10 protein-coding genes and 1 tRNA gene are annotated in these 12,321 nt (G+C 44.1%); 2 read left to right on the top strand and 9 right to left on the bottom strand.

The genetic code is table 11. The features are described from left to right. Nucleotides 1–47: 47 nt before the first annotated feature. The 4 genes from HGD77_RS04290 to HGD77_RS04305 form a co-directional block, all read right to left on the bottom strand. Complete coding sequence (locus HGD77_RS04290) at nt 48–1,268, bottom strand: OmpP1/FadL family transporter (RefSeq protein WP_138743400.1); 1,221 nt, start codon at nt 1,266–1,268, stop codon at nt 48–50. A 316-nt stretch (nt 1,269–1,584) separates the two neighbouring features. Then, the gene (locus tag HGD77_RS04295) at nt 1,585–2,913 is read right to left on the bottom strand and encodes an OmpP1/FadL family transporter (protein WP_138743401.1); all 1,329 of its coding nucleotides are present in this window, start codon (nt 2,911–2,913) and stop codon (nt 1,585–1,587) included. Nucleotides 2,914–3,250: 337 nt separating this feature from the next. Continuing rightward, nucleotides 3,251–3,326: transfer RNA gene (locus tag HGD77_RS04300), tRNA-Arg, on the bottom strand. An 88-nt stretch (nt 3,327–3,414) separates the two neighbouring features. Beyond that, nucleotides 3,415–4,770 carry an amino acid permease gene (locus tag HGD77_RS04305; protein WP_035342426.1) on the bottom strand — a complete coding sequence of 452 codons (1,356 nt, stop codon included), beginning with the start codon at nt 4,768–4,770 and terminating at the stop codon, nt 3,415–3,417. Between the two features lie 332 nt (nt 4,771–5,102). Here HGD77_RS04305 and prpF point away from each other — a divergent pair, with 332 nt between their 5' ends. After that, nucleotides 5,103–6,293: a 2-methylaconitate cis-trans isomerase PrpF gene (gene prpF / locus HGD77_RS04310; RefSeq protein WP_005104691.1), complete on the top strand. Its 1,191-nt coding sequence runs from the start codon at nt 5,103–5,105 to the stop codon at nt 6,291–6,293. A gap of 225 nt (nt 6,294–6,518) precedes the next feature. Next, complete coding sequence (locus tag HGD77_RS04315) at nt 6,519–7,427, top strand: polyprenyl synthetase family protein (protein WP_005104690.1); 909 nt, start codon at nt 6,519–6,521, stop codon at nt 7,425–7,427. A gap of 82 nt (nt 7,428–7,509) precedes the next feature. Here the strand turns inward: HGD77_RS04315 and putP are convergent, their stop codons facing one another. From putP to HGD77_RS04340, 5 genes are all read right to left on the bottom strand, one after another. Next, on the bottom strand, nt 7,510–9,000 hold the full coding sequence (gene putP, locus HGD77_RS04320; protein ID WP_138742581.1) for a sodium/proline symporter PutP: 1,491 nt from the start codon (nt 8,998–9,000) through the stop codon (nt 7,510–7,512). Between the two features lie 213 nt (nt 9,001–9,213). Next, entirely contained in the window at nt 9,214–10,068 is an 855-nt protein-coding gene (locus tag HGD77_RS04325; protein ID WP_004279377.1) for an SPFH domain-containing protein, read from the bottom strand. 12 nt (nt 10,069–10,080) lie between these two features. Further along, nucleotides 10,081–10,554, bottom strand: coding sequence for an NfeD family protein (locus tag HGD77_RS04330; RefSeq protein WP_005104688.1), 474 nt, complete (start codon nt 10,552–10,554; stop codon nt 10,081–10,083). 102 nt (nt 10,555–10,656) lie between these two features. After that, complete coding sequence (locus tag HGD77_RS04335) at nt 10,657–11,574, bottom strand: patatin-like phospholipase family protein (RefSeq protein ID WP_005104687.1); 918 nt, start codon at nt 11,572–11,574, stop codon at nt 10,657–10,659. Between the two features lie 63 nt (nt 11,575–11,637). Next, nucleotides 11,638–12,267 carry a 1-acyl-sn-glycerol-3-phosphate acyltransferase gene (locus HGD77_RS04340; protein ID WP_005104685.1) on the bottom strand — a complete coding sequence of 210 codons (630 nt, stop codon included), beginning with the start codon at nt 12,265–12,267 and terminating at the stop codon, nt 11,638–11,640. Between the last annotated feature and the right edge of the window lie 54 nt (nt 12,268–12,321).

A 12,321-nucleotide genomic window follows, 5' to 3' on the forward strand; every position in this document is an offset into this window, starting at 1 on the left:
TAAAAGAAAGGGCGCTATAAGCGCCCTTTCTTTATGAGATCGATTTATTAGAAGCGATAACCGATTTTTAAACCATAACCCATTGCATAATTGTCTTCAAATTCTCCAACTGGATTTCCACCAGTTTGTGCAGTTGCATCACCTAGCCAGAAGTATTTGACACCAGCTTGGATAAAGTAATTTTCAGCTGGACTGTATTGACCGCCTAAACCTACATTCCAGTAGCCTTCAGTTGGACCTAGGGTTGTTACAGGGTTGCCCGCTCCTGAGTCATACCCTACAGAAGCTGAACCTGACCATTTATTATTAAATTTACGGCCTAAACCCACATTTGCAGACCATTGATCATCTGAATAATCGACAAGATTCTGCTGTTTTCCGGTGAGTGCGCCAGTTAGCTGAGATAAATAAGCAGGTTTTACTGCAAACTGATCCCAATGTACCCAGCGAATATTAGCAAAGGCTAAGGTATTTTTTGCAATGCCTGACTGTAAGTCAATGTTGACTGATTGTGGTGTAGTAATTTCCGCTTTATGGTAAGTTGGAATTACTGGTTTACCTAATAATGTGCCAGTTAATCCAGGAATATATAAAGCCCCATCTGTACCAAAACCGAAGGTTTCTGTGGTATCTAATTCATGTTTAATTTCAGAGCGATAAGTCACAGCAGCTTTTAAGGCAATTTCAGGAATAGAATATGCAAAACCAGCTAACCAACCGTAAGCTTCACTTTCTTTAAGGTCAATATCATAACCGCCAAGAACTTGCGGGCCTCTATAAGCTGTACCACGTAGGGAGACTTTCGCCTTTACGCTTTGATAGACAGGTCCGGCATAAACATTCCAGTTCTCATTTGGCTGATACCCTATAAGTGCTGTAATGCTATTGGTTTTTACTTCAACAGAAGTGCCTTCCAATACACCAGTATTGGTATTTACTGTAGCAAAAGCATTAGATTCAGGCGCATATTGAGAGTCAGCTCCAAATGGCTGGTCATAAAGTAAACCCAGAGATATTTTATCAGTTGCCTGAATTTTTATAGCAGCAGTAGGGAAGTAGTAATCTTCAGCCATATCGCTGACTTTATTGCCGGCATTGTCTTTACCTTGAACTTCTGGATCTAAAACAGAAATACCTGCTTCCGCATAGTTACCCGGCTGTAAAAAAGCAGAAATAGACTGGCCAGAACGATCCAAGCCAGCTGCTTGAACTACAGAAAGAGGTAAAGTGCTAAGTAAAATAGCAGAATAAATTTTATTGAGCTTCATGGTACGTTCCCTGATGCCATCTGTAACAAAAATGTGCAGGAAAAGTAACATAATTTTAAAAAGAGTAAATACTCAGCTCTGTTGAAGAAATGAACTAAGGCAGTTAAATAAAAGGGTTGCTTAGAGTATTTATACTATATTTTTTTGATTAACTTAATGAAAATAAACAAATAATAATTTTTATCAAAATATATTAAAAACAAAATTTAGGCAAAATTTGATTGGTGATAAAAGCATCGAATAGTATACGGGTGTATAAAAATATAAATGAGACAATAAAAACCACCCGAAGGTGGTTTTTATTAACTAACAGGAATTAGAAGCGATAGCCCATTTTTAAGCCATAACCTAAAGCATGGTTATCTTCAAATTGTGCCACAGAGTTTCCTGTACCAAACATTGATGCAGGTTGAGCTTTAGCATCACCTAACCAGAAGTACTTCACACCACCAGCGATAAAGTAGTTTGCAGCAGGTGAGAATTGTAGACCTAGGCCAACGTTCCAGTAACCTTCAGTTGGACCTAAAGTTGAAACAGGGTTGCCTGCACCTGAATCCCAACCTACAGAGACATTACCTGCCCATTTTTCATTAAATTTACGGCCTACACCTACAGTAGCTGACCATTGATCATCTGTATAACCCACTAAGTCAAAACCATTTGGATTATCTGGGGTTAAGCCTGCGGCACCTAAAGCTTCTGAAACTGTACCAAACTGTTCAGGACGAATTGAAAAATCTTCCCAGTTTACCCAGCGCACATTAGCAAAAGCGACTGTGTCAGCCATGATACCAGTTTGGAAATCAAGGTTTACAGATTGTGGAGTTGTAATTTTGGTAGTAGTGTTTTCGTTATATACCGCACCTGGTCCAGGAACTAAACCAGTTAAAACTAAGCTTGTACCATATTCATTCGTTGCTGCTTCGTGATCAATTTCAGAGCGATACGTTAAAGATGCTTTTAATGCGATTTCAGGAATTTGGTAAGCTAAACCTGCAATCCAGCCTACTGCAGAATCTTCTTTCATATCTGCATTATATTGGCCTAATGCAATAGTAGAACCGTATGCGGTACCACGTAATTGAACATTCCCTTTAACGGTCTGGTATACTGCACCACCATATAGATTCCAGTTTTCAGTTGGTTGGAAACCTAATAGGAACGTTAAATTTTCGGTTGTAACTTCTACTTCAGTTGCTTCTTGGCCATCATGTAATAAGCCCTGTCCAGCAAATAATGCAGCTGGAAGCCCCAAGCCTGCTAATGCTGGGTTTGCTCCAGCATCACCAACTGAATAGGCTGCATCAGCACCAAAAGGTTGATCGTATAAAAGACCCACTGATAATTTATCAGCTACTTGAAACTTTAATGCTGCACTTGGGAAGTAATAATCTTCGCCCATGTCTGATAGAGAGGTATTCTCAAGACCAGCTAAAGCTGCAGGAATAGCAGCGTTAGGTGTATAACCTGCATTCGCTTTACCAGATACAGATGGATCTAAAACAGAAATACCTGCTTCAAAATAGTTACCAGGTTGTAGGAAGGCTGCAATAGATTGGCCTGAACGATCTAGTGCTGCTGCAAATGCGCCTGTCATAGGTACAGTTGCAAGAATCATTGCAGTAGTTAATGTTTTTAATTTCATTTACGTCTTTCCTTGAGGTACAAATTTATATCTAGCGTTGTTGTTTGCACTTATTAAATTCTTGGAGATTTCGGGTATTTATCCGCAATCATTTGTTACTCCATGTGACAAAAATAGCACAATTAAAATAAGAGTAAATGCTCTAGAAAAAACTAATTAGTCTAAAAAAGCACCAAAATAGAGTTTTTGCACCAAAAAATAGCTGTATTTTAAAATAAGTATTTGAAAGTAAAAGAAATAAAATAATGGAGAAAAAATGATTTTTTGTATAAAAAATATTCTAAAAATATGAAGATTAACGCTAATTTTTTGAAGTATAGATCACATTTTGAAAGGGTGGTGCGCCCTGCGGGACTCGAACCCACGTCGGTCGCTTAGGAGGCAACTGCTCTATCCAGTTAAGCTAAGGGCGCGAAAAGAAGGCTATTGTACTGTAAAAAATACAAAAAAAAGTTATTGCCGAAGCAATAACTTTTAAGGACTCATAGCTACAGGAGTTGTCTAGGTATTTTTAGGCTTAAGTAACTTAAACAGACCGAACATGACCACAATCCAAAGCGGGATCATCAAAATAGATTCCTGGAATCCTTGCGTCCACATGATGTAAAGAATCGTAAGAATAAAACCAAGAACCAGAATATTGCCCGCCGGAGACCATAGCGCAGGGAAAGAAGTCTTCTGTCCCAGCTTTTTCATGCTCTGAATAAACTTAAGATGGGTCAGGGTAATCATGGCCCAGTTCAATACCAATGCACCGACTACGATGTAAATCAGATGGCTTAAGGCATCTTCAGGCACGAAGTAGTTGAGTAGCACACAGCCGAAAATCAGCACGGCAGAGAACAATACAGCAGGAATTGGCGTACCTTGTTTATTCACTTTCATGAAGACTTTAGGTGCATTTCCTTGCTGAGCCAGACCATAGAGCATACGGCTGTTGGCGTACATGCCACTGTTATACACAGACAATGCTGCTGTCAGGATAATAAAGTTCAGTAAGTGTGCTGCCCAGTCAATGCCAAGCTGGCTGAAAATCATCACGAACGGACTTTTGTCCAGACCACCAAGTTCAAGCTGATTCCAAGGCACGAGTGACAACAGAATCGTCAAAGCACCGACATAGAAAATCAGAATACGGAAAACCACCTGATTAATGGCTTTCGGAATGGTTTTTTCCGGATTTTCAGCTTCTGCAGCCGCCATGCCGATCAGTTCAATACCACCGAAGGCAAACATCAGGAAGGCCAGCATGTAGAATAGACCTTCAAAACCATTCGGGAAGAAACCGCCCGCGGTCCAAAGATTGCTAAAAGATGCGCCTGAAGAAGCATCAGCAGTCAGGATCAGATACAGGCCGAAGACAATCATCGAGATGACCGCAGTCACTTTAATGATGGAAAGCCAGAATTCTGATTCACCGTAGAATTTCACATTGCCGAGGTTGACCAGTGTAATCACGATAAAGAAAAACAGTACCGATGCCCAGGCTGGAATATGCGGCCACCAGTAGTTGATATATTTCGCAACTGCGGTAAGTTCGGTCATGGCTACCAGGATATACAAAATCCAGTAGTTCCAACCCGCAAGGAAACCGGGAAATTTCCCCCAGTATTTATAAGCAAAATGGCTGAATGAACCTGCGACAGGTTCATGAACAATCATCTCACCCAATTGACGCATGATTAAAAATGCAATCAGGCCCCCAATGGCATAGCCTAAAATAATAGAAGGACCCGCAGATTGGATCACCTGTGCGGAACCTAAGAATAAGCCTGTGCCAATTGCACCGCCCATGGCGATCAACTGAATATGACGGTTCTTTAAGCCACGCTGAAGTTGTGAAGACTCGTTATTCAAAGTGTTCAGCCCGACAATGGAAAATGATAAGTGGCTGATTGTAATTGATCAGACTAAAGAAGCCTAGTCCATCCTAAGAATGAAATATTGTTGGAGGAGTAATAAAAAATATTCATATAAATAACTGAAATAAAATATAAATGAATCAATATATTAATTTTATTGAAACTGTTACTGATGAGTTCTCTATTTTCTTGGATAAAATACAAATGCCGTTTTTTTATACTAAGGTCTGGCAGCCAAGCAGTTCTGCTTTCAACATACTATACTTTGAATATAAATATTGAATAACCCGTACGAAAACAAAGATAAGTCAAAGGATGAAATAATTCATGAGTTTTGCCGCCCAAATCAAGATTCCTGCAACCTATATGCGTGGAGGCACCAGTAAAGGTGTTTTCTTTAAGCTAGATGACCTGCCTGCACAGGCACAACAGCCGGGCCGAATTCGTGATCAGCTTTTGCTGCGCGTGATTGGTAGCCCCGATCCATACGGGAAACAGATTGATGGCATGGGTGGCGCCAGTTCCAGTACCAGTAAAACGGTGATCCTGTCAAAAAGCCAACACGCTGATCATGATGTCGATTATTTATTTGGTCAGGTGTCAATTGACCGTCCTTTTGTGGACTGGAGTGGCAACTGTGGCAATCTGACTGCGGCAGTAGGTGCATTCGCTATTTCTAATGGTCTGGTGGAGGCTGAACGTATTCCTGAAAATGGGTTATGCACGGTACGTATCTGGCAGGCCAATATCCAGAAAACCATTATCGCGCATGTGCCGATGCAAAATGGTCAAGTGCAGGAGCTGGGTGATTTCGAACTGGATGGCGTAACCTTTCCTGCGGCCGAAGTGCAGATCGAGTTTCTGGATCCAGCCGATGACGATGCTGAAGGCGGTTCGATGTTTCCAACAGGTAATCTGGTCGATACTTTGGAAGTGCCAAATATTGGCAGCTTTGAAGTGACCATGATTAATGCCGGTATTCCCACGGTATTTTTAAATGCGGGGGATCTAGGCTATAAGGGCACCGAGCTTCAGGATCATATCAATAATGACGTGGCAGCCCTGACAAAATTTGAAACGATTCGTGCCTATGCAGCAAAGCAGATGGGACTGATTCAGGATATTACAGAAGCCGTAACCCGACAACACACGCCAAAAATTGCCTTTGTTGCACCACCGAGTAGCTATACCTCTTCAAGTGGCAAAACCGTCACTGAATCGGATACCGATATTCTGGTTCGGGCCTTGTCTATGGGTAAACTCCATCATGCCATGATGGGCACGGCTGCGGTGGCCATTGGTACGGCAGCTGCTATTCCCGGAACATTGGTGAACCGGGTCGCAGGTGGGGTAGAGCGTGAAGCGGTGCGTTTCGGTCATCCTTCCGGGACTTTGAGAGTGGGTGCACAAGCAAGTTTTGAAAATGGTGAGTGGAAAGTGAAGAAAGCGATTATGAGCCGTAGTGCCCGCGTCTTGATGGAAGGCTGGGTGCGCGTACCAGAAGATGTTCTCGTTTAAAAGTCGTACATACATTTAGCCTGAATAAAACCACCATTTCTGCGGTGGTTTTTTTATTGTTTAAAATCTCTGACTTGCTTATTTGATGTTGAATGGCAAATTTCAGTAGAACAATTCGATTTATGGCTGAAAATTCAAGGCATTTCTAGGTACAATGCCTGATCAGCGTACAGGCATTTATTCGCTTGTCATTTTATTTTTCTGGACTACGTATTCGAGGCGAATGTGTCATCTATCACTGACGTATCAACCCATGCACTCACTCAAGCACAACACCGCATTCAACAGGATTTATTGACCGCTCTGGAAGCCTTTGCTATTCCGGAACCTTTAAGGTCGGCAGTCCATCATGCTGTGATGCTTGGCGGTAAACGAGTACGTCCAGCACTATGCTATGCCACCGCCGCATTAAAACCCAACCAGAATAGCGCTGCAGTGCGCCGTGCAGCGGTTGCGATCGAGTTTATTCACTGCTATTCACTGGCCCATGATGATCTGCCGTGTATGGACAATGATTTGCTACGTCGTGGCCAGCCGACCTGCCATGTAGCTTATGGGGAAGATACAGCGTTGCTGGCAGGTGATATCCTGCAGTCTATGGCTTTTGAAACTTTGAGCAGTCGTCTGTTTGATCAGGGGCCAGCGGTAGAAGCTTCCATTGTACTGAAGCAGATGCAGATTCTGGCAACCGCTTCTTCGAAAATGGTGAATGGTCAGGTTTTAGATTTGCAGTCTGAAGGCAAAAAAATCGATCAGCAAGCACTGGAAAATATTCATCGCAATAAAACCGGTGCTTTGATTAGCGCTGCGATCATGATGGCGGCGGTGACAATCTTTGAAGGCACCGATCTGGCCATTCCTAAATTACGTGAATTTGGACAGGCGATTGGTCTGGCCTTCCAGGTACAGGACGATATTCTGGATATTATTTCCGATACCGAAGTCTTGGGTAAAACCGCAGGTAAAGATGAACAGGTCGAAAAATCGACTTATCCGGCATTGATGGGGCTAGAGCAGGCCAAAGCCTATACCGAGCAATTACATGATCAGGCGATCAATGCCTTGAACCATTTTGAAGGTCAGGCGGAAGAGTTGATGCAAATTACCCGGTTCCTGCTCACGCGAAAAAGCTGATAGGAACATTTTTTTCTTCTCAGGTATAAGAGCATTCCATAAAAAAGAGGACTTCAAGTCCTCTTTTTTAGTTGCTACAGAATTATTTGCTTTCGTTGTACAGACGTTCAGCTTCTTCAAAACGGTCAGTCACTTCTGCTGTTGGTGCTTTACCCATCAGACTCACCACCACAATTGCCAGCATTGAACAGATAAAGCCAGGAACGATTTCATACAGGCCAGTGTCTGCAAACAGGTTCTTCCAGAAAATAACCACGACTGCACCCACGATCATACCGGCTAAAGCACCATTCAAGGTCATGCGTTTCCAGAGCAATGACAGGATAATCAGCGGACCAAAAGCGGCACCAAAACCTGCCCACGCATAAGCCACCAGCCCCAGCACTTTAGATTCAGGATTACCCGCTATCCAGATCGCCAGTAAGGCAATCAGTAGCACCATCAAACGGCCAACCCAGACCAGTTCTTTTTGTGAGGCATTTTTACGCAGGAAAGATTTATAGAAGTCTTCCGTCAGGGTACTTGAGCAGACCAGTAGCTGACAGCTTAAAGTACTCATTACTGCGGCAAGAATCGCAGCCAGAACTACACCGGCAATCCATGGGTTAAACAGGATTTTGGTCAGTTCCATAAATACGGTTTCAGGATTGGCATTCACCACGCTTGCCAGTTCTGTATGCTGCTCGAAATAAGCAATACCGAAGAAGCCGGCTGCGACTGCACCGCCCAGACACAGAATCATCCAGGTCATGCCAATACGACGTGCATTTGGAATGGATTTGACTGAATCTGCAGCCATGAAGCGCACCAGAATATGCGGCTGGCCAAAGTAACCCAGACCCCAGGCGAGTAGGGAAATAATCGCAACAAAGCTCAGATCACCCAGAATATTCATTGCTTGAGGACGAGCAGCTTCCAGTGCCAAAGTCACCTGGGACATATCTGAAAATGCCATCAATGTCACGATTGGCGTTAGCAACAGGGCGAAGATCATCAGACCCGCCTGAATGGTATCGGTCCAGCTCACAGCCAGGAAGCCACCAATAAACACATAGCTGATGGTGGCAATCGCACTGATCCAGAGCGCAGTGCTGTAAGACATGTCAAACATGCTTTCGAACAGACGCGCACCTGCAACCATGCCGGAAGCACAGTAAATCGCAAAGAAAATCAGAATCACGAAAGCCGAAACAATACGCAGGATTTTTTTCTGGTCGTTAAAACGATTCGAGAAATAATCCGGCAGGGTCAGGGCATTGTGCTGAACTTCGGTATGCACCCTCAGACGGCCAGCAACCAGTAGCCAGTTGAGCCAGGCACCAATAATCAGACCGATGGCAATCCACATCTCAGACAGGCCGGAAAGATAAATCGCACCGGGCAGGCCCATGAGGAGCCAGCCACTCATGTCGGAAGCCCCTGCAGAAAGTGCAGTGACAAAACTCCCTAAACGTCGGCCCCCTAAGATGTAATCGGAAAAGTTGCTTGTCGCGCGATAAGCCATCAGGCCGATCACCACCATTGCGACAATATAGAAAAGAAAAGTAATTAAGGTTGGATTTAGGGAGCTCATACGGTATCCATTTTTAAGTTGGACAGTAGATCGAAACAAGGAATAAGACAGCTGCGAAAAGCTTTAATCCGAAAGCCAGGCAACATCAAATCCAGTAGATTTCAAAAATAAACGCGAAATTTAACCATAAATTCACAATTTTTGCTGAGATTTTCTTGTGCGAATAAAAATAGGCAACCCTCAGGCTGCCTATATATAAAGTGAAAAGATCAATTAGTTAGGGCGACCCATAACACCGCGGATCGTATTTAATACATCGGCAGGAAGGACCACAGTCTTGGCATTTGGTGACTTGGCCATATCCTGCATGGCTTTAATATACTGTTCACCGAGTAAATAGGCGACCGGAATTTCATTATCACCAATGGCGGAAGTCACCATGTCAATTGCACGTTGTGAAGACTCAGCCAGTACCACTTGTGCTTCGGCATCACGGCGTGAGGCTTCCAGACGGCCATCCGCTTCTAGAATTGCGGCTTGTTTTTCACCGTCAGCTTTGGTGACGGTTGCACGACGCTGACGTTCAGCAGCAGCCTGTTCTTCCATCGCGGTTTGCATGGTAATAGAAGGTTTAATATCCTGAATTTCTACAGTTTTTAAGGTAATACCCCAGTCCGAGATATCATCGGAAATACTGGATTTCAAGCGTGCCTTAATATGATCACGTGAAGATAGTGCATCATCCAGATCCATTTCACCGACTATCGAACGCAGTGAAGTCTGTACCAGGTTCTGAATCGCCCAGGAATAGTTTTCAATCCCGTACACGGCTTTTTCTGGTGTGGTCAGGTTGATATAGGCCACTGCATTCATCAGCAGAACCGCGTTATCACGGGTAATCACTTCCTGTGAGGGAATATCCAGAACGATATCTTTGGTTGTGACTTTATAGGCGACTTCATCGACATAAGGAATGACAAAATTCAGGCCCGGATTTAGGGTGGTGTGGTATTTACCCAGACGCTGTACGATCCATTTGTAGCCTTGCGGCACAATCCGCACACCTTTAAAAATGGTAATCGCAACAAAGGCCAGAAACGCGATAACAATGATAGAACCACCAGACATAGCTTATTCACCTTATTGATTTTGATAATTCGTGCTGTGAGGTTGTACGACCAGGTCATTACCCAGAATATCCACGACGCGAACGCGGTCTCCGACCTGAACTGGGTCCAGAGTTCGGCATTCCCATTCATCCGAACCTAAAACTGGCATCGGAAAGCGCACCCGGATTTGCCCATGATCCAGATTAGTCTGAATCACCATGCCCACCTGACCAATGGTCGCTTCACGCGATAGACCGGCTTTGGTCTTATCAATGGAAAGTGGCTTGATAAACTTAAACCAGAGCAGCGTACACAGAACAGAAAGTACGATCCAGGTCAGGAGCTGGGTCGTCAGTCCCATCATCGGGAACATCCAGTACAGGACGCCAACCATGATGGCACCGATCCCGAACCACAGGGCAGCAAATGCGGGCAGCAGTAATTCCGACAGAATCAGAAGGATGCCTAATACAAACCAGTGCCAAGGTTCAAGAACTAATTCCATATCGTGACCTATATCGCTAAGTATTTAATTAATCATCATCTTTATATGATTGATCTTCAATGTAGCAGATGCGGCCGCAGATGAATATAAAAAATTCATGCATCAAAATTTTGCCGGACGTGGCGGTTTAAATGCCGCGGGAGACTGCTTGAAGTTGCTAATGGCTTTTTCAATAGTACGGATTTTCAGCTGAGCAGCCTTTTCACCTTCCAGAATGGTCGCATTACTGGCTTTCAGGTCTAAAGTACCAATATGGCCGACTTTGGGCTGGATCACCACATTGGCCTGACTCAGTTCCTCATGAATGCTTTGCTGTCCCATAATATTCAGGGTCTGATCTAGTACGCCCCACATATTTAGAGCCTTATTACCATCCGGACGGGCAGAAATATCCACGGCAATCACAATGTCTGCTCCCATATCTTTGGCGGTCTTGACCGGAATCGGACTGACCAGACCGCCATCGACATATTTGCTTCCACCAATCACTGCAGGCACAAACACATTCGGAATACTGCAGGACGCTCGGACCGCCTGTCCGGCATTGCCTTTAATAAAGTCAGCTTTACGGCCATTGTCCAGACGAGTGGCAACAGCAGCAAAGCGAATCGGGAATTGTTCAATTGGTTTGTTCGCCACATTCTTATTGACGAAATCCTGCAATTTTTGTCCGGCAATAATCCCTTGCCGGTTCAAGGTTAAATCGCGGATATCAGATTCTTTAAAATTCAGGGCAATCTGCTGTAACTGATAAGGCGATTTGCCACTGGCATACAGGCTACCGACAAAACTACCGGCACTGGTACCGGTGACGATTTTCGGTTTGATGCCGTGTGATTCGAGCACTTTAATGACGCCAATATGGGCAAAACCTTTGGCACCGCCGCCACCGAGGGCAATGGCGACGACAGGTTCACGGGCTTTTAATGGCGTGGCAGGCGTAGGTGTTTTAGTGGCTTTGTCACAGGCTGCAAGACTGAATCCAAGGCAGCCAATTAAGGCATAACGGGCTAATTTCATTATAAAAACTGGTGATTAAATCAACAAGATTCAGGCTATCACATCAAAAAAAGGCGTATTTGCCTAGTCTTTTTTCAAAGGCTTTTGTAACGGCTTGGCCACCCAGTCCGGATTTTTGGCCGAGAATTTACCTTGATAATGCTGATAAATCTGTTCCAGGTCGTATTCATAATCACCGGTCAGATGGTATACGCCCAGGATATGAATGGTCTTGATATCATAATCAAAGGAAAACATCACAATCGGCAAATGGGCTGCCTTGGCAATATGATAAAAACCGCTGCGAATTTTATCCGGTGCCTTACGTGAACCTTCCGGTGCCATACCGACCCAGATCTGCTGCGATTTTTCAATGATGTCTACAATCTGTCGGGTATGTCCTTGTGGACTATCACGTACCACCGGAACCACACCAATCCATTCCAGAACCGGCTTCAGCGGTGTACGAAACAGGCTGTCTTTACCAAAAATTTTAATCTGGATGCCGAGACCGAGCAGTGCATTAAAACCCAGCCATGCATCAATATTGGAGGTGTGCGGAGAAATAATTCCCACCGCTTTGGGCAAATCCGGAAATTCGCCTTCAAGACGCCAGCCTTGGGCCAGGAAAAGCCGCCTGAAGAAAGCCCTGCTCAGCTTGCTGCCACGGGCTGGCACATGTGGCGGGAGTTGGGGAAAACGTGTCTGAGTCATTGCTGCTGTCTCTTCCTGAAACTTATTTTTCTTTATTTTTGATCATATTAGACT

The organism is Acinetobacter sp. NEB149 (assembly GCF_012516415.1).
GTDB classification, from domain to species: domain Bacteria; phylum Pseudomonadota; class Gammaproteobacteria; order Pseudomonadales; family Moraxellaceae; genus Acinetobacter; species Acinetobacter lwoffii_V.